Origin of the sequence: Mycolicibacterium komossense, assembly GCF_025822605.1 — a bacterium.
Taxonomy (GTDB): domain Bacteria; phylum Actinomycetota; class Actinomycetes; order Mycobacteriales; family Mycobacteriaceae; genus Mycobacterium; species Mycobacterium komossense.
The window spans coordinates 115,121-132,099 of the sequence record NZ_JACKTY010000041.1 but is presented as its reverse complement, the minus strand read 5'-3'; the positions used below and the strand labels follow the sequence as shown (position 1 = coordinate 132,099).

The 16,979-nt window shown below is 67.0% G+C and carries 17 protein-coding genes; 9 read left to right on the top strand and 8 right to left on the bottom strand.

Features of this window, described 5'->3' with window-relative positions:
- Positions 1 to 19 precede the first annotated feature (19 nt).
- Together H7J73_RS25950 and H7J73_RS25945 are read right to left on the bottom strand one after the other, a co-directional pair.
- Entirely contained in the window at positions 20 to 721 is a 702-nt protein-coding gene (locus H7J73_RS25950; protein ID WP_264070633.1) for a TetR/AcrR family transcriptional regulator, read from the bottom strand.
- A 187-nt stretch (positions 722 to 908) separates the two neighbouring features.
- Positions 909 to 1,883 carry a D-2-hydroxyacid dehydrogenase gene (locus H7J73_RS25945; RefSeq protein WP_264070632.1) on the bottom strand — a complete coding sequence of 325 codons (975 nt, stop codon included), beginning with the start codon at positions 1,881 to 1,883 and terminating at the stop codon, positions 909 to 911.
- A 53-nt stretch (positions 1,884 to 1,936) separates the two neighbouring features.
- Between H7J73_RS25945 and H7J73_RS25940 the strand changes: the two genes are divergently transcribed.
- The gene (locus tag H7J73_RS25940; protein WP_264070631.1) at positions 1,937 to 2,479 is read left to right on the top strand and encodes a hypothetical protein; all 543 of its coding nucleotides are present in this window, start codon (positions 1,937 to 1,939) and stop codon (positions 2,477 to 2,479) included.
- Between the two features lie 59 nt (positions 2,480 to 2,538).
- On the opposite strand, the gene H7J73_RS25935 is transcribed toward H7J73_RS25940, so the two are convergent.
- Positions 2,539 to 3,603, bottom strand: coding sequence for an aldo/keto reductase (locus H7J73_RS25935; RefSeq protein WP_264070630.1), 1,065 nt, complete (start codon positions 3,601 to 3,603; stop codon positions 2,539 to 2,541).
- 209 nt (positions 3,604 to 3,812) lie between these two features.
- Between H7J73_RS25935 and crtI the strand changes: the two genes are divergently transcribed.
- The 6 genes from crtI to H7J73_RS25905 are packed head-to-tail and all read left to right on the top strand — an operon-like array spanning position 3,813 to position 9,516.
- Positions 3,813 to 5,339: a phytoene desaturase family protein gene (gene crtI / locus H7J73_RS25930; RefSeq protein ID WP_264070629.1), complete on the top strand. Its 1,527-nt coding sequence runs from the start codon at positions 3,813 to 3,815 to the stop codon at positions 5,337 to 5,339.
- The gene (locus tag H7J73_RS25925; protein WP_264070628.1) at positions 5,336 to 6,289 is read left to right on the top strand and encodes a phytoene/squalene synthase family protein; all 954 of its coding nucleotides are present in this window, start codon (positions 5,336 to 5,338) and stop codon (positions 6,287 to 6,289) included. Before crtI ends, H7J73_RS25925 begins: the two co-directional genes overlap by 4 nt.
- Positions 6,286 to 6,642: a lycopene cyclase domain-containing protein gene (locus H7J73_RS25920; RefSeq protein WP_264070627.1), complete on the top strand. Its 357-nt coding sequence runs from the start codon at positions 6,286 to 6,288 to the stop codon at positions 6,640 to 6,642. Before H7J73_RS25925 ends, H7J73_RS25920 begins: the two co-directional genes overlap by 4 nt.
- The gene (locus H7J73_RS25915) at positions 6,639 to 6,962 is read left to right on the top strand and encodes a lycopene cyclase domain-containing protein (RefSeq protein ID WP_264070626.1); all 324 of its coding nucleotides are present in this window, start codon (positions 6,639 to 6,641) and stop codon (positions 6,960 to 6,962) included. Before H7J73_RS25920 ends, H7J73_RS25915 begins: the two co-directional genes overlap by 4 nt.
- Positions 6,959 to 8,503 carry an FAD-dependent oxidoreductase gene (locus H7J73_RS25910; protein WP_264070625.1) on the top strand — a complete coding sequence of 515 codons (1,545 nt, stop codon included), beginning with the start codon at positions 6,959 to 6,961 and terminating at the stop codon, positions 8,501 to 8,503. The genes H7J73_RS25915 and H7J73_RS25910 overlap by 4 nt, the downstream gene beginning before the upstream one ends.
- Positions 8,500 to 9,516: a Rieske (2Fe-2S) protein gene (locus H7J73_RS25905; RefSeq protein WP_264070624.1), complete on the top strand. Its 1,017-nt coding sequence runs from the start codon at positions 8,500 to 8,502 to the stop codon at positions 9,514 to 9,516. Before H7J73_RS25910 ends, H7J73_RS25905 begins: the two co-directional genes overlap by 4 nt.
- Here H7J73_RS25905 and H7J73_RS25900 read toward each other — a convergent pair.
- The 4 genes from H7J73_RS25900 to H7J73_RS33750 all read right to left on the bottom strand — a co-directional run bounded on the left by H7J73_RS25900 (position 9,489) and on the right by H7J73_RS33750 (position 13,384).
- Positions 9,489 to 10,064 carry a rhomboid-like protein gene (locus H7J73_RS25900; protein ID WP_264070623.1) on the bottom strand — a complete coding sequence of 192 codons (576 nt, stop codon included), beginning with the start codon at positions 10,062 to 10,064 and terminating at the stop codon, positions 9,489 to 9,491. The genes H7J73_RS25905 and H7J73_RS25900 overlap by 28 nt on opposite strands.
- Before the next feature lie 161 nt (positions 10,065 to 10,225).
- Complete coding sequence (locus H7J73_RS25895) at positions 10,226 to 10,894, bottom strand: VldE C-terminal domain-containing protein (RefSeq protein ID WP_264070622.1); 669 nt, start codon at positions 10,892 to 10,894, stop codon at positions 10,226 to 10,228.
- Between the two features lies 1 nt (position 10,895).
- A complete protein-coding gene (locus tag H7J73_RS25890) occupies positions 10,896 to 13,217 on the bottom strand; it encodes an MMPL family transporter (protein ID WP_264070621.1) in 2,322 nt (773 codons plus the stop codon).
- On the bottom strand, positions 13,214 to 13,384 hold the full coding sequence (locus H7J73_RS33750) for a hypothetical protein (RefSeq protein ID WP_264070620.1): 171 nt from the start codon (positions 13,382 to 13,384) through the stop codon (positions 13,214 to 13,216). Before H7J73_RS33750 ends, H7J73_RS25890 begins: the two co-directional genes overlap by 4 nt.
- A gap of 114 nt (positions 13,385 to 13,498) precedes the next feature.
- On the opposite strand from H7J73_RS33750, the gene H7J73_RS25880 reads away from it, so the two are divergent.
- Together H7J73_RS25880 and H7J73_RS25875 are read left to right on the top strand one after the other, a co-directional pair.
- Positions 13,499 to 15,751 (top strand): PEP-utilizing enzyme, encoded by a 2,253-nt coding sequence (locus H7J73_RS25880; RefSeq protein ID WP_264070619.1) that lies wholly within the window; start codon positions 13,499 to 13,501, stop codon positions 15,749 to 15,751.
- A gap of 3 nt (positions 15,752 to 15,754) precedes the next feature.
- Positions 15,755 to 16,483 carry a polyprenol monophosphomannose synthase gene (locus H7J73_RS25875; RefSeq protein ID WP_264070618.1) on the top strand — a complete coding sequence of 243 codons (729 nt, stop codon included), beginning with the start codon at positions 15,755 to 15,757 and terminating at the stop codon, positions 16,481 to 16,483.
- On the opposite strand, the gene H7J73_RS25870 is transcribed toward H7J73_RS25875, so the two are convergent.
- Positions 16,437 to 16,961, bottom strand: a complete 525-nt coding sequence (locus H7J73_RS25870) for a nitroreductase/quinone reductase family protein (RefSeq protein ID WP_264070617.1) — start codon at positions 16,959 to 16,961, stop codon at positions 16,437 to 16,439. The genes H7J73_RS25875 and H7J73_RS25870 overlap by 47 nt on opposite strands.
- Positions 16,962 to 16,979: the final 18 nt, after the last annotated feature.

Below are 16,979 nucleotides of genomic sequence, written 5' to 3'. Positions count from 1 at the left end.
CACGCGTGGTGGGTGCCGGTCACCCTGAATCGGCCGCCACCACGGCAGCGGAGAGGGCAGGCAGCGCGCTCGGGTCGCGCAGCAGACCCCGGACCAGCATGACGGCGAGTTCGTCGGCGACGTGCTCGCGCGAATACTCCCGGTGCCGGAACGGATTGGTGCCCCCCAGGGCGTGGGCGGCCGATTTCCGGAACCGACGCTGTGCACCCTCCTCGGCGGCACAGATGCTCAGCGCGGTGAACTCCGCATCGCAGTCCACGAACTCGCCGCAGGCGATGCCATCACTGACCAGAGTGCTCACGTGCTTGTGCAGGGCGGCGGTATCGGCCCAGAACTCGACGAACACATCGGGTTGCTGCTCGGCCAGCACTTCGACCTCGCAGATGTCGACCGGCGACGAACACAGCTCGCGAATGTCGAGACGCAGCAGTCGCAGTAGCCGAACGGCAGGCGAACCGCCCTCGCGCACAAGCTGTTCGGCGAAGTCCAGCGACACCCGGTTCACGGCCAGCAGGCCGAGCAGGATGTCTTCCTTCTGCCGGAACCAGTAATACAGCGACGACTGGCCCAGCCCGCACACCCGGGCGATCTCGGTCATGGTCGTGTTGAGGTACCCATGCTCACGGAACAACCCCGCGGCGACGACCAGGATGTAATCTCGTCGGCTGGAGACGCCGTCGGCATCCGCACCCAGCATCGGTCTCATCGAGTCATCGCTCATGGCTCACCCACACTGTTCCGGCGCTTCGCCAGGCCAAATCGATGATGTATCGGTTTGCCCTCGTGTCTGTGTCTATTGATAGCACGGGCTACCGGAAGCGGTGTTTTCGATATTTCATCGATACGGGCATTTATCGCGGACGAAACACGACGCCCATACGGTCGTGCCGGTGTGCAGACCCGGAAGGCTAGCGCGGCACATAACCGACAGCCGGGTCGACGATGTTGTGCAGCGGCTCGCCGCTCCGCCAGCGCCGGAGGTTGTCGGTGAAGGCGGCCATCATGTCGATCTCGAACCCGACGTAGTCGCCTGACATGTGCGGTGAGACCAACACGTTCGGCATCGACCACAGTGGGGATGTGGCCGCCAGCGGCTCGACCTCGAACACGTCCAGCGCTGCACCGGCGATGGTGCCTGCGCGCAGGGCGTCGATCAGATCGGACTCGACGACGGTCGGTCCGCGGCCGACGTTGACGACGAACCCTTGCGGCCCGAGGGCGGCGAGCACCGCAGCCCCGACCAAGGCCGTGGTCGCGGGGGTCAACGGCACTGCCAGCACCAGCAGCTCGACCTCGGCCGCGACGGCGACCAGGTCGGTTGACCTGCGGATACTGCCGAATTGCGGATCATCGCCCGGCGCCCTGCCGACCAGGGTGACCTCGACGTCGAGACGGGCCAGGCGCTCGGCGATCGCCCGGCCGATCGAGCCGGTGCCCACCACGGCGGCCCGGGTTCCGGCCAGGCGCCCGGTGGTCCGGTACTGCCAACGGCCTTGGCGCTGCAGTGCCCAGGTGTCGTTCAGCCCCTTCACGTGGGCCAGTACCGCGGCGAGCACCCACTCCGCGATCGCCGTGTCGAACACGCCTCGGGAGTTGGTCAGCGTCACCTCGGGTCGATCGGCGAGTTCAGGGCAGATCAGTCGGTTCACCCCGACCGAGGCGCCCTGCACCCAGCGCAGCTGGTCGGTGCGGCGCAACAGTGCGCCGAGGTCGGCGAACCGGTGGTCCCAGACGTACAGCACCGAGGCACCGGCCAACTGGTCGTCGCTGGGCGCCGAATTGATCTCGACCACGTCGATATCGTCCGGTAGCAGGTTCAGCGGGGGTGGCGGAAGCTCCGGTTCGAGCTCGGTGAGAATCAGCACACGCGTACGGCCGGACACAATTTCGAGACTATATCGAATATCGTTCAAAAGCCCTGCCAGGAAAGGCAAATATGTCACTTCCCGATGAATTTCTCGGCGCCTGGCGCCGCGTCGGCCTGATCATCGACGGGGTGCGGCGCGTCGACTACTCCGACGTGTTGTGGCTGCAGTCGTCCGACTGGTTCGCCGATATCCGCACCCACATCCAACCTGGGACCGGCCCATCGGCCGACGATCCGCACATCGAATTCGCCGGTGAACTCAGCTTCGCCGGCACGACAGATCTGCTCGACGGTGAACTCCGCTGGAATCACGCTCTCGACTCGCGCGGCCATGACGCCCCGCCCGATCAGAGTCCGGTCTGGTGGCAGGACAAGCTGCTTGTCGAGAGCGCGACGTTCCAGTGGCAAGGCCGAGTGGTCCCGTTCGTCGAGGAGTGGGGTTACCTGGGACGGGATGGGCTGCACGGAGTCGGGCGCGACGGCTACATCCGCGTTGAGGCGGCCGGCCTTGCCGTCGAAGTCAGCGCTGGCGCAGGCGAATTCAGCGCAGTGAAGTACCAGAGCCGCAGCGGCGTCTGGGTGGAGACGGGCCGGGTGATCGGCAGTGTCTGAGGCTGTAGGCGTGGTCGGGCCTGAAGCACGTCGACATGCAAACTCGGTCCGTTAACTCGTCAAGCGGTGCGGCGTCGCCTCAGGAAGGGATCGGTCAGCGACGGCGGCTGGTAACCCTGGTCGCTGCGTGAAATCGCCGTCCCCGGCGGCACGATCTCGTCGATCTTGTCGAGGATGTCACTCGACAGCACGACTTCGGTTGCGCCGAGCTGTGATTCGAGGTGCGCCAGGGTGCGCGGCCCGATGATGGGGGCGGTGACCGCCGGATGCTGCATGACGAACGCGAGCGCCAGATGGATCAGCGGCAGACCGGCGTCGTCGGCCAAGCGCCAGAGGGCGTCTGCGGCATCGAGTTTGCGCTGATTCTCCGGCGTGGCCATGTCGTAGCGGCCGGGGATACGGGTGCGGCGCCGGGACTCGGGTAGTTCCCTGTCCTTGCGGTAGCCGCCGGAGAGCCAGCCGCCCGCCAACGGGCTCCAGGGCAGCACGCCCATCCCGTATTCCTGCGCGACTGGCAGGACGTCGGCCTCGATGCCGCGGACCAGTAGCGAGTAGGGCGGCTGTTCGGTGACGAAGCGGCCGAGCCCACGCTTCTCGCTGACCCACTGCGCGTGCACGATCTGATGCGCGGGGAACGTCGACGAACCAAAGGCCCTGATCTTGCCCTGCTGTTGGAGTTCGGTGAGCGCGCCGAGGGTCTCCTCGATATCGGTGTCGGGATCGGGCCGATGGATCTGATACAGATCGATCCAGTCGGTGTTCAGTCGGCGCAGGCTGTCCTCGACCTCGCGGACGATCCAACGCCGGGAATTGCCGCGCTTGTTCGGATCACCCCGGGTGCCCGCAGGGGCGTCGACCAGTACACCCATCTGGATGTTGACCTTCGTGGCGAGTACGACGTCGTCGCGCTTGCCGCCGGCCAGGGCCTTACCGACGATGATTTCCGATTCGCCTTGGGAGTAGACGTCGGCGGTGTCGATGAAATTGATGCCGGCATCCAGGGCGGCGTGGATGGTGGTGATCGACGTGTCGTGGTCGGGTTCACCCCAACCGCCGAACATCATTGCGCCCAGGCACAGCGGGCTGACCTGGATTCCGGTTCGTCCGAGCCTGCGGTATTCCACGAAATCGACCCTACGCGGGTGGTCACCTACGGCGGCCAGTTGTGAACGAACGGTGACATCTGGCGGCTGAGAGCCCGATGGTGTGTGGTTTGACGAATTGTGGGTATATGGGCTGCGCTCCGGCGCGTTCAGACGGCGCTGGTGAAGATGGCGACGATTCGCTACCGAGCGAGCCGCGTGATTGACGGTCGGACAGGAGTGTCCAAGTAATGCGGACGGTCGACGGCGCCACGGACCAGGTGGTCGTGGTGGGCGCCGGGTTGGCTGGGTTGTCTGCAGCGCTGCATCTTGCGGGCCGCGGCCGACAGGTCACGGTGGTGGAGCGTGATCCGCACGCCGGAGGACGGGTCGGACGGCTCGACACTCGCGGCTACCGCATCGACACCGGCCCGACGGTCCTGACGATGCCCGACATCATCGATGACACGTTCGCCGCGGTGGGCGAGACCACGGCTCAACGCCTCGATCTTCAGCGGGTGGACCCGTCGTATCACGCGTCGTTCGCTGACGGCAGCAGCATCGAGGTCTACCGCGACGCGGCTGCAATGTCCACGGCTGTACGAGAATTCGCCGGGCCGGCAGCCGCGGAGGGCTACCTGCGGCTGCGCGACTGGCTGACCCAGCTCTACCAGGCAGAGTTCAACGGGTTCATCGGCGCCAATTTCGATTCGCCGCTGTCCCTGCTCACTCCGGAACTGGCGAAGCTGACCGCCCTGGGCGGATTCCGCCGGTGGGATCACGTCGTCAAACGCTTCGTCGGCGATGAACGACTGCGCCGCATCTTCACGTTCCAGGCGCTCTACGCCGGTGTCCCGCCGCAGGACGCGCTGGCGGTGTACGCGGTCATCGCCTACATGGACACCATCGCGGGCGTCTATTTCCCCCGGGGCGGGATGCGGGCGCTGCCGGACGCGCTCGCGGCTGCTGCCACCGACGCCGGCGTGGAGTTCCGATTCTCGTCGGAGGTGACGAGGCTCGAACGCAGCGGGGACCGGATCACGGCAGTGCACACCGACCGCGACGAGCGCATCGAGTGTGATGCCATTGTCATGACCACCGAACTGCCGCAGACTTATTCGCTGTTGGGTCGGACTCCCAGACGGCCGCTCCGGCTGCGGCTGGCGCCATCGGCTGTGGTCGTACACGTGGGCTGCGCCGCTGTCGCACCGACCGTGGGGCATCACAACATCCTCTTCGGTGAGGCCTGGGCGGAGACCTTCGACGACATCATCGACGGCGGGCGGCTGATGCGTGATCCGTCGCTGTTGGTGACCAGGCCCACCGCAGGTGACCCGTCGCTGGCCCCACCCGGTCGCGACCTGCTCTACGTGCTGGCGCCGGCGCCCAATCTTGTCCGCGATCCCATCGACTGGTCCGCCGAAGGTGCGGCGTACGCAGATCGGATGATCGGCAAAGTCCGCGAGCGGTTGTTGCCGGATCTCACCGGCGCCGAGATTCTGCACGTCGTCACACCGGCTGACTGGGCCCGACAGGGGATGGCTGGCGGCACCCCGTTCGCGCTGGCGCACACCTTCGCTCAGACCGGGCCGTTCCGGCCGGCGAACACTGTGCGCGGCATCGGTAACGCTGTGTTGGCCGGCTCGTCCACCGTGCCGGGAGTCGGGGTGCCCACGACGATGCTTTCGGGGCGATTGGCCGCGGACCGCATCACCGGCAATCCCGACGGGCGTCCTGTCCGCACCCACATCCTCGGAACCGGAACGGGACGGTCATGATGCGTTCTGAACTCGATGCTGCCGGCATTCACGACCCGCGGCTGCGCGCGGCCTATGAACGGTGCCGCGAACTCAACGCCCGGCACGGCCGCACGTTCTACCTGGCGACCCGCCTGCTCGCACCGTCTCAGCGGCCCGCCGTGCACGCGCTGTACGGGTTCGCCCGGCTGGCCGACGACATCCTCGATGACTTCGATCCGGAACTGACCCCGGCACTGCGGGCCGAGCGGCTGCAGTGTCTGGCCGCGCAGTTCTTCGACGGCGGTGACCACAGCGACGATCCGGTCCTGTCGGCGGTGATCGACACCTCCCGCACCTACGGGATCCGCGCCGAATTGTTCGCCGCCTTCCTGGACTCCATGCGGATGGATCTGACCGTCACGGACTACGCGGACCGCGTTGCCCTGGACCGCTACGTTCATGGCTCAGCGGAGGTCATCGGCTTGCAACTTCTCCCGATCCTGGGCACCGTCGGTACCGAAGAGCGCGCCGCACCGTATGCCGCGGCGTTAGGAAAGGCCTTCCAGCTGACCAACTTCCTGCGCGATGTCGACGAGGATCTCAGCCGCGGCCGGATCTATCTGCCTGCCGACGAGCTGGCCGCCCACGGAGTGGACCGCGAACTGCTGATGTGGTGCCATCATCACCGTCGCACCGAGCCGCGGGTACGAAACGCGCTGGCCGCCCAGCACGATCGCACCCGGCAGGTCTACCGCTTCGCCCAAGCCGGGGTGCCCCGCCTCGCCCCCCGGTCCCGGCCCTGTGTGGCAACAGCATTGACGCTGTATTCGGAGATTCTCGACCGGATCGAGGACAGCGACTACGCGGTGTTCTGTCATCGCGCCACGGTCGGAACAGCCCGTCGGCTGCAAGTCGCCAGCGCTGGGCTGGTGCACGCCTGGTGGGCGCGAACCACCAGAACAGGCGAGCCGGTCACGGGGGCGGCGTGAGTGAGCACTGGCAGTATCTGCTGGTGCTGGGAGCCTGCCTGGTGATCACCGCGCCCCTGGAGTTCTTCGGCGCCGGCGTGTACCGGCAGCCGTGGCGGGCCATCCGCGCGGTGGCTCCGGTCGCCCTGGTCTTCATAGTCTGGGATGCGATCGCGATTGCCGCCCATATCTGGACCTATAACCCCCAATTCGTCATCGGCATCGACCTTCTCGGGCGCATCCCGCTCGAGGAACTGCTGTTCTTCGTGGTCATTCCGCTGTGCGGGTTGCTGACCTACAACGCGGTGAACGCCATGCTGGGCCGGCTACGGAGGCTACGGGTACCGGCGGATCATCATGCGGGGCAACGGTGAGTGCGCTTGGATACACGCTGCCCGCGGCGGTCGCTGTCGTGGGTGTCGTCGGCCTCGAGTTCGCGGTGCTGCGCACCGGGCTGTTCCAGAAACTGGGGTACTGGCTGACAATGGTGATCGTGCTCGGTTTTCAGATTCCGGTCGACGGCTGGCTGACCAAACTCAGTGCACCGATCGTCCGCTACGACGAACAGCACACCATCGGGCTGCGTTTCCCCTTCGACATTCCCGTCGAGGACTTCCTGTTCGGGTTCGCGATGGTTACCGCGGTCTTGCTGCTGTGGGAACGCCGACGGGGCCCAAAGGCGAAAAGCGAATGAGGAGAGATCCCGCGGCACCCAGAGATCGGCGCCGGGTTACCCACCCTGGTGCGGTCGGCTCGAGCTCGCCGGCGGACCGCCGCCAAGCGGTGGTGGTCGGGGCGGGCATCGCCGGCCTGGCCGCGGCCACCGGGCTGGCCGAACGAGGCGTCAGCGTCGACGTCCTGGAGCGCGAGTCTTATCTGGGCGGGCGCGTCGGGGGCTGGAGCGATCACCTCGACGATGGCACGACGGTCGCGATGAATCGCGGCTTCCACGCCTTCTTTCGCCAGTACTACAACCTGCGGAACCTGTTGCGCCGTAGTGATTCCGAACTGAGTGGGCTCGTTCCTGTCGAGGACTACCCGCTGATCGACGGCGCAGGCCGCCGTGACACCTTCCGCGGCCTGCCGCTGAGCCCACCGTGGAATGCGCTGGCCTTCGCCCTGCGAAGTCCGACTTTCCGGTTGCGTGATCTGGTCCGCATCAACGCGCGTGCGGCTGCCCCGCTGGGGGCGGTATCGGTTCCTGATATCTACCACCGGCTGGATCATCTGGATGCCGAGAAGTTCCTCCAGGACATCAACTTCCCCGAAGCGGCGCAGCACCTGGCGTTCGAGGTGTTTTCCCGCAGCTTCTTCGCCGAACCGTCGCAGCTGTCCGCCGCCGAGCTGGCCGCGATGTTCCACATCTACTTCCTGGGCTCCAGCGAGGGCCTGATCTTCGACGTCGCCGCGGCCAATTTCGACACCGCACTGTGGGAACCGTTGCGCAACTATCTGATTGGTCAGGGCGTGACATTTCGTACCGGACGGACGGTGACAGCGATCGATACCGAAGGTCAGCGTGCCTTCCGCGTCTACGACGACTCCGGTGCCGCGTGCGATGCCGACGGGGTGGTGCTGGCCACCGATGTCGGCGGGCTGCGCGCAGTCGTCGGCGCCTCACCGGCCCTGGGCGATGCGGCCTGGCGTGATCAGATCGCCGCTTTGCGGCCCGCGCCGCCGTTCACCGTGCTGCGGCTCTGGCTGGACCGGCCGGTGCGCCCCGACCGGCCCGCCTTCCTGGGCACCGGCGGACGCAAACCCCTCGATAACATCAGTGTTCTCGAACGGTATGAGCAGCAGGCCGCTGAATGGGCACGCGCACAACGCGGCTCGGTAGTCGAATTGCATGCCTACGCCGTGCCGGAAGTGACGCCGGACGCGGAGGTGCGCACCCGTTTGCTGGCCCGGTTGTACGAGCTGTATCCCGAGACCGCGAGTGCGACCATCCTCGGCGAACGGATACTGCGCCGCGCCGACTGCCCCCGGTTCGCGCCCGGCGAGCATGCTCGCAGGCCCGAGGTGAGCACGCCGAACGACGGGCTGGTGCTGGCCGGTGACGGGATTCGGATCGACCTCCCGGTCGCGCTGATGGAACGCGCCGCGACCACCGGTTTGTCGGCGGCCAATCACCTCCTGGCATGCTGGGGATTGCCCGGCCACGATCTTCAGACCGTCCCGGTGCGGGGTCGCTCGGGAGTGTTACGCCGGTTGGCGCAGGCAGGAGAACGTCGATGAGGATCACCACCGCGGTTGCGCAGCGATGGCCGAAGGGCGCACCGTTGCAGTATCTTTCGCCGATCCGGTGGGATCGGCAACGTCCCACTTACCAGGACGCACAGCCGGGGATCATCGATGCTGCGCTGCGGCGCTCGCAAGCCAGACCCAGCGGGAATTGGTACGTGCTGGGCTCCAGTGACAGCGTCCGCGCCGATCGGCCCTTCGGCACGTCGGTCGCCGGGGTGGAACTCGTCGCGTGGCGTGACGCCGATCAGCGGCTGCGCGTCGGGCCGGGCGCCTGCCCGCATCTGGGTGCCGCCCTGTGCACCGGCCGGATGGACGCCGGCACGCTGATCTGTCCATGGCATGGCCTGCGGCTCTCCGGTGAGCGAGAGTTCGGTTGGCGGCCATTGCCCAGTCATGACGACGGAGTGCTGGCGTGGGTGCGACTGGACAGCGTCGGCGGCGAAGACCCCACCGACGCGCCAGTGCTGCCGGGCCGGCCCACCGGCCATCAGATCGCTGCGGTGACCCGGCTCAGTGGGGCGTGCGAGCCCCAGGACATCATCGCCAACCGACTCGATCCCTGGCATGGCGGCTGGTTTCATCCGTACTCCTTCGCCCACCTCGACGTGCTCAGCTCACCACCGGTGGACGGCGAACCGCCGGCGGAGGAGGACCGCTTCGTGGTCGCAGTGACCTTCCACCTCGGTCGGCTGGGGGTTCCGGTGATCGCCGAGTTCACCACCCCCGAACCCCGCACCATCGTGATGCGGGTCGTCGAGGGCGAAGGTGTCGGTAGTGTGGTCGAAACACACGCCACACCAACGGGTTACGGGCCAGACGGCAAGCCGCGCACCGACGTGCTGGAAGTCGTCATCGCGCACTCGGACCGTCCCGGCTTTGCCCGCGCACTGCGGGGGAGTGGTCTCATCAAACCGGTCATGCGTCATGCCGCGGCCCGGCTGTGGCGAGACGACCTCGTCTACGCCGAACGTCGTTATCATCTGCGCACCGGCGGCGCGGGGTAGGCGAAGGCGTCGCGGTCCGGGGCCAATCCGGTGGCAGCAAGGCCGACGAAGAAAGCGGTCAGGTGTCCGACCTCGGTGAAAGTCGGTCGCAGCGCCACATTGCCGGCCAGCGCGCCCACCGCCGCCGCTTGGCAGCGGAATCGCCACGGCCGGCGGAGATACCCCGACAGTGTGCCGGCCAGACCGAGCACGAAGTAGCTGACACCCACATCGCGCGCGTCCACGAGCCGCCTCGGTGCTTTGCCGCGGCGGATCGAGACGCCGAGATAACTCTGGCCCACGTAGGTGCCAATGGTATGCGCCGCGAAACCAACGAGAAGCCAACGCCACCAATGCAACCGACGCTCCGCGGGAGCGACGATAGTCGCGAACACGGGTACATACGGCCACCATCGGCGGTCATCGAGCCAGAGCAGGCTCGTCACCAGAACCCTGGACGGTTCGTTGCGTAGGCGGCGCAGGTTGGTCGAATGGTTGTGTTGGAGCCGCCGCGACTCGCGTCGGCCGGCCGAACGCTGCTGGCGGGTGGTGACAAATAGAACGATCAACCAGGCGACGGTAAGTGGGGCTCCGGTGGGCTTCACGCTCGCTTTTTACCCCGCTGACCAGGTGTCAAACGTCGTCAACCCCGGTTGGACGGTTACCGACGGCGACGAACTCGGCTGGCGCACCGATGGCGCTGAGGGCACCCGGCGCTCCTGCGGGCTGGTCAGGTCGTCTTCATCGATCCCATGTAGTACGTCTCGTGCCCGGACGGGTAGCCACCGCCTTCGGTCGCGATGTGCACATGGTCGTAGTGGTTGGCGGTCTCGTTGCCGTAGTCCGCAGTCCAACTCGGAGCGCCTATGCCGGGATAAAAGCCCTGGCGCCAGATCACATGCAACACACCCCAGCGCTTGGCGTTGGCCAGCGCCAGGCCGGCAATCTGGTTACCCAGGTCAATGCCCTCCTGGGTGTGGTAATTCGGGATCATCACGTCGATCGCCAGCCCGTTGGGATGCCACTTCAACGCGTCCTGCCGGAAGCCGCCGATCGTCTTGATCTCCGGGAACATCACGCTCATGACGCGGGCCACCCAGATGGTCTTGACCTGCAATCCGCCTTCGGGCGCGACACCCGGCGGCAGTTCGAACTGGAAGTTCTGACCGGCAACGGGTGTGCTCGCGGCCATCAGTTCAGCCGCCGCGGGGGCAGGTGCTTCCGGGACGCCTGTCGGGGCCGGAAGCTGAGCCGCCTGACTTACCGCCGCGCTCTTGACGTAAGGATGCGACTCGGTGTTCTGCACGTATATCATGCCGCCGGCAAGGGCGAGCGAGGCCGCGACGGCCACCCAGCGGCCCTGTCCGCCAGCTAACACCCCTCTGCTCACGAAGAGCACCTTAGTGTCGTGGTTGGCCTACCGGGGTGATCTTCGCAAACCCGGTGTGGCTCGGTTGGTGCCGGCGATGCCATTCGGCCAACCGGTCCGGGGCCCACCAGTTCCGCTTGCCGAGCAAATGCATGAAGGCCGGCACCAACAGCATCCGGACCAGCGTCGCGTCCATCACCACCGCCAGCGTCAAGCCCAGCCCGAACATGCGCATGATCGATACCTGCGACGCCATCAGCGCCGAGAACGAGATCGCCATCAGGAGTGCCGCCGCGGTGACGATCCGGCCGGTACTGGCCAGTCCCATCGCGATGGCGTCGTCATTGTCGGCTGAACTCTCGCGGCGCGAGGCCAGCCAGAATTCGCGGATACGCGCGATCAGGAAGACCTCGTAGTCCATCGACAGGCCGAACGCCACGCAGAACAACAGGACCGGCACCTGCGCCACCAGCGATCCCGTTGCGACGGTGCCCAGTGCGTCCAGCGCGCCGTCCTGGAAGATCCAGACCAATGCGCCGAAGGTGGCGGTCAGCGACAGCGTGTTGAGCAGGATCGCCTTGACAGGCAGCACCAGACTGCCGGTCAGACCGAACAACAGCACGAAGGAAATGGCGCCGATCAGCATCAATACCCAGGGCAAGCGGGTGCTGATGGCGGTCGCGTTGTCCTGGGTGACCTGGGCCAGACCGCCGACCAGATAGGGCTTGCCGCCGGGGCCGACGACGGAGTGCATCCAGTCCAGCGGGCTCGGGACATCGTCGCTGATGATCGGCGCGGTGTTCGTCACGGTCAGGAACGCCCCGCCGCCGGCTATCCCGGCCGGGGCCGATGGCGGCCCCACCAGACTGCCTGCGACGTAGGTACCGGTGGGCGCCGAAACCGAGGCGACATAGGGGGTGAGAGAGAAATCGCGCGCGAAGCGGGCGACCTCCGCGGTCCCCACACCGGATACGTCGGGCACCACGACGGTCATTGCGGTGCCCGGGTTGTAACCGAAGTCGGTGCGCAGCCGATCACCGAGCTGGCGCGCGGAAGCCGAGCTGGGCAACATCCGCTCGTCGGGGAATCCCCACCGCACGTGGGTGAAGGGGGCGCCGAGGATCAACAGCAGCACCGTGACGGCAACGGCGACGGCGGCTGCGCGCCGAATGGCGAAACGCGCCGTGCGGTACCAGAAGCCGTCCTCCAACCGTTGCGGCGGCGGCCGGCGTACCAGCCGGCGTACCAGCGGGCGCAGGTCCAACGCGTCGAGGTGGTCGCCCAGCACCACGATCGCGGCGGGGCCGATCACCAGTGCCGCCAGCGCGGTCAACGCCACCACAGCAACACCCGCGAAGGCGAAGGATCTCAGAAAGTACATCGGGAACAGGGCGAGCGCCAACATCGACAGGCCCACCGTCAAGGCCGAGAACAGCACGGTCCGACCGGCTGTGGCCATCGTCGTGCAGAGCGCCTCATCGATCTCGCATCCGCGGGCGCGCTCCTCCCGGAACCGGCTGACGATCAGCAGGGTGTAGTCCACCGCCAGGGCGAGTCCCATCGCGATGGTCAGGTTGAGCGCGAACGTCGACACCTCGGTCACCACGGCGAACAGCCGCAACACCGCCATCGAGCCGACGATCGCGCAGATGCCGACTGTCAGCGGGAGCGCGGCGGCCAGTAGACCTCCGAACACCCCGACCAGCACCAGGAAGGTGAACGGGATCGCGATCAACTCCATCATCACCAGGTCCCGCTCGGACTGGGCGTTGATCTCCACATAGGTCATCGCGGGACCACCCGCGGTCACCGTCGCGCCACTTCGTTGTCCGGTGAAGCGCTGCGCGAGATCCTTGGCGTGCCGCTGGGCCTGGCTGCCACCGCCGTTGATGCCGACCAACACCAGGCCGGTGCCCCCATCTTTGCTGATCAGGCCGGCTGCGGCGGCCGGTGGCGCCGTCCACGCCGAGGTCACGTCGGCCACGAACGGGTAGGCGCGCACGTGGTCGACGATGTCCAGTCCGGCGGCGCGGCCCGCCGGACTCCGTGCGCCACCTGGGCTGTCGACGGCGAACACCAGCTGCAGATCGCCTTGGCCGAACTTGGCCGACATCAGGTCGGCGACCTGGGAGGATTCGGCCGACGGATCGCGAAATCCGGCGGCGGACAGGGATTTCGTCACCTGCACGCCGAACACTCCCGCACCGATGACGAGAAGTGCCGCCACGGCGAGGACGGTTCGAGGTGCCGCAAGGGCCAACCGGGCGATGAAGTGCAGTGCGCGATTCCTTTCGTGCTGATGCCACTCTGCGACATCGGTTGGCGGTTTGTGGGCGATATCGCCACGGGTCATGCAATGGTCAGAAGTCCATCCGGATCGGCATCCGCACCGAATACCGCGATGGTGGAAGAACGGAGGATCAGAGGATGACGTCCGGTGCTGCCCTGCGAGTCGTCGTATTCGGCGCTGACACGGTCCTCGGCCGGGGTGTCGCCGCGCACCTGATCAGCCGTGGGCACGATCTCGTCGGGGTCGGTCGGTGTCGTCCCGAAAGTTGGTCTGGTGCAGTCGGATTCGTTAGCAACGACGTAGCATGCGGAGGTCTGGGATTCCTATTTGCCGGTGCAGATGTGGTGGCGGTGTGCGGATCGGGGTCGATCAGTGCCGATGACCTGGCCCGTGCGCTCACGGTGTCGCCGGTGCGCGTCGTCGCAGTCGCCTCGCCGGAGGCGGACCTGGCGCGGTCAGCAGGTGCCGACCTGATCACCGTGCGAGCGGCGGTGGCGGTGGGTCGCGATGCCGATGACGCACTGGTGGCGCTGTTCACCACACCGCTGGTACCCGCCGCGCGGACGACTGTTGACCGTCCGTTGCGCGTGGTCCACCCGCACGATCTGCGCCGGGTCTTTGTACGCGCCGTCATCGACGGCGCGGGTCGAACCGGCACCTACGACATCGCAGCCAAGGGCCACACCACGATTCGCGCGATGGCCGCCGCTATCGGCCGGCGCGCTGTCGCAGTGCCATTTCCGAGAACGGCCACTGCGGCGCTGTTCGGCGATCGACTCGCAGAGCGCGCCGTACCATTGCCCGCTGACTGGAACGTCGAGCCGTGCTGGACGGCCGCCGACTGCGTCGAGGACTTCGTGTTGGCCTGCCGCGGCCGCGTCACGATGAACGGGAAGACCGTCGCGTTGCCGTGGCGGTTGCCGCGAGTTCGAGAGATACCCGCGGCAGACAGCCCCGCCGCCGATGGGGTGGTGCCTGTCGCGGCCGGGATAGCCGGCGCCAACGGTGAATTCGACACCCCTATCGATCCCCGTTTCCCGGCGTTCGTCGCGACGAATCTCTCCGAGGCGCTGCCCGGTCCCTTCTCGCCGTGCTCGGCGTCGGTGACCGTGATGGGCACCAGAGCGGCGGGCGTGGTCATTTCCCGGCGGCTCCGTCCCGGCGGCGCGGTACAAAGTGAGATGTCCCGACGGGCCACCGGGGTGTTCGGGCATCGGCTTTACGCCGGCCTGACGTCCGGCCATTTCATGGCGCAGACCGTCCCGTTCGTGGACCCCGATGTGATCGTCGCCGGATTCTTCGGCGATACCGCTGCGCAACTACCGCTGGTGGGGCCCGAAGGTCCGCTCGTCGAGCGCCGGGATCTTCTCGCGGGCCTGCGGGGAATCGCGACGTTCGCCAACAACCTGGTGTCGCTGTCAGGCGGAGGCTGCTGGGACACCCGTGATTTCAGCGCCGATGTGGCGCGGCTCGAGGAGCTGGCAGCGGAGGTCGATGGCACTGACGACGACCGGCTGCGTGCGCTCATCCTCCTCGGCCGGGACCACGTGGTGCAGGGATGGGTGCTGGCGGCGGCGTCGCTGCTGATCTGCACCGCATACGGAGTCATCCTGCGGCTGCTGTGCGGGCGCGAGGTCGTGCCCACCGCGGGCAGCGACGTAACCAGTGCGCAGTCGCTCGGTGCGGTTCACCGGCTCGCCGCGCTCGCCGGGTCGGAGCCGCACATTGCCCGCCTACTCGGCGAATCCACCATCGATGACCTGCCCTCCCGTTCCCCGGCCTTCTACGCCGCGCTGACCCGGGAGTTGGGAGCCATCGGCCACCGGGGACCCGGTGAGGTCGAGATGGATTGCCTGACTTTCGCCGATGACCCTGAGTTGTTACTCCGGACGGTGGCCAAGGCTGCGACCGTCTCGCCGCGTGCACTCCCGCCGAAGGCACGCGTGCCGCTGGTCGCGCGGCCGATCGCCGCCGTGTCCGCTGCCCAACTGCGCGCCCGCGAGGTGCGCCGCGACCGAATGGTCAGAGCGATCTGGGTACTGCGAAAGTTGTTGCGAGAGTACGGCCGCCGGCGATACAAGGCCGGAGAGTTCGGCCAACCGGATGATGTCTTCTACCTCACCGTCGACGAGTTGGGAGCACCGCCGCCCGACGTTGCGGCCACGGTGGCACGCCGTCGCGCGCAACGCGAGGCATTGCGGGGACTGCCCCCGCCCGCGGCGTTCAGCGGCACCTGGGTTCCGGTGGTCAGCACGGACTGCCGGTTGACGGCGGGAGACACGTTGTGGGGCATGGGCGTCAGCGCCGGCCGAGCGCGCGGCCGCGTTCGGGTCATCGGGCCGGGAGCCATCGACGAACTCCAGCCCGGGGAGATCCTGGTCGCGAAGGTGACGGATATCGGTTACACCCCGGCCTTCGCCTATGTGGCCGCCGTGGTGACCGAGCTGGGTGGTCCGATCTCACATGCCGCGATCGTGGCCCGCGAATACGGCCTGCCGTGCGTGGTCAATGTCAGCGGTGCCGCCGATCGGCTGCGCACCGGCGCTGTGATCGAAGTCGATGGCGTCGACGGACGCATCACGGTATTGAGTGTGTGAGAGGTGACAGTGACCCGCGCCCTGGTGATCATCCCGACCTACAACGAGATCGACAATCTCGCCTCCATCGTGGCCAGGGTGCGCGCCGCGCGCCCGGATGTCGACCTGCTCGTCGTCGACGACGACAGCCCCGACGGCACCGGTGACCTCGCCGACGACCTGTCGCGTGCCGCTCCGGAGCGTGTGCACGTCTTGCACCGGGCGGGCAAGGACGGTTTGGGTGCGGCCTATCTGGCGGGGTTCGCCTGGGGGTTGGAGCGGCAGTACCCGGTGCTCGTCGAGATGGACGCCGACGGCAGCCACGCGCCCGAAGAGCAACATCGACTCCTCGATGCCATCGATGCAGGCGCCGACGTCGTGATCGGCTCGCGGTATGTCGAGGGCGGAGAGATCAGAAACTGGCCATGGCGGCGGCTGGCGTTGTCGACCACCGCCAACGCCTACTCCCGACTGGTCCTCGGTGTCGGTGTCCACGACGCGACCGCGGGGTTTCGCGCGTACCGACGCGCCGTGCTGGCGAAGATCGACCTCTCGACCGTCGAGTCGCAGGGCTACTGCTTCCAAATCGATCTCACCTGGCGTGCCGCTGACAACGGGTTCACGATCGTCGAAGTCCCGATCACATTCACCGAACGTGAGCGTGGCGCATCGAAAATGAGTTACTCCGATATCAGCGAAGCCCTCGTCAAGCTGGCGCGCTGGGGGATTCGCGGGCGTCCGCGTCCGCGGTAAACACCTCGATCGGGCGGATCGCCTTGAGCATGACGACCGGGATGTGCCGCGTCGTCGATGTCTGATAGCCGAGGTAGGGCGGGAACAGATGTGTCATGTATGACCACACCTGATGCCGCTCCTCGTACTCTGGCTCACGCCAGGTGGCCTCGAACGCCTGCGTGGCGATCTGCACGTCGATCGTCTCGCTGTCGCGGATGTTCAGGTACCACTGCGGGTGGGTGTCGGCGCCGCCCTTGGACGCGACGATCACGATCTCCCCGCCGACGATGCCGTAGATCAAGGGCTTGATGTGGACCTGGCCGGACTTGCGGCCGACGCACCTGATCAGGCAGTGGGTCGTCACCGCATGGCCACCGACCGAGCTGATGTCCACGATGTGGCCCCGGGTGCCACCCGAGCTGAGGTAGATCTGCAGGTGCTCTTTGGCCCAATTGCCTCGGACTGAGCTGATCTGTTCGGCATCTGCGTCTGACATCGGTCTTTCCTACCAGTT

Excerpts from the sequence above, each read along its gene's own strand:
- H7J73_RS25950 (WP_264070633.1), bottom strand. The coding sequence starts at position 721 with ATGAGCGATGACTCGATGAGACCGATGCTGGGTGCGGATGCCGACGGC.
- H7J73_RS25940 (WP_264070631.1), top strand. The coding sequence starts at position 1,937 with ATGTCACTTCCCGATGAATTTCTCGGCGCCTGGCGCCGCGTCGGCCTG.
- crtI (WP_264070629.1), top strand. The coding sequence starts at position 3,813 with ATGCGGACGGTCGACGGCGCCACGGACCAGGTGGTCGTGGTGGGCGCC.
- H7J73_RS25925 (WP_264070628.1), top strand. The coding sequence starts at position 5,336 with ATGATGCGTTCTGAACTCGATGCTGCCGGCATTCACGACCCGCGGCTG.
- H7J73_RS25910 (WP_264070625.1), top strand. The coding sequence starts at position 6,959 with ATGAGGAGAGATCCCGCGGCACCCAGAGATCGGCGCCGGGTTACCCAC.
- H7J73_RS25905 (WP_264070624.1), top strand. The coding sequence starts at position 8,500 with ATGAGGATCACCACCGCGGTTGCGCAGCGATGGCCGAAGGGCGCACCG.
- H7J73_RS25890 (WP_264070621.1), bottom strand. The coding sequence starts at position 13,217 with ATGACCCGTGGCGATATCGCCCACAAACCGCCAACCGATGTCGCAGAG.
- H7J73_RS25870 (WP_264070617.1), bottom strand. The coding sequence starts at position 16,961 with ATGTCAGACGCAGATGCCGAACAGATCAGCTCAGTCCGAGGCAATTGG.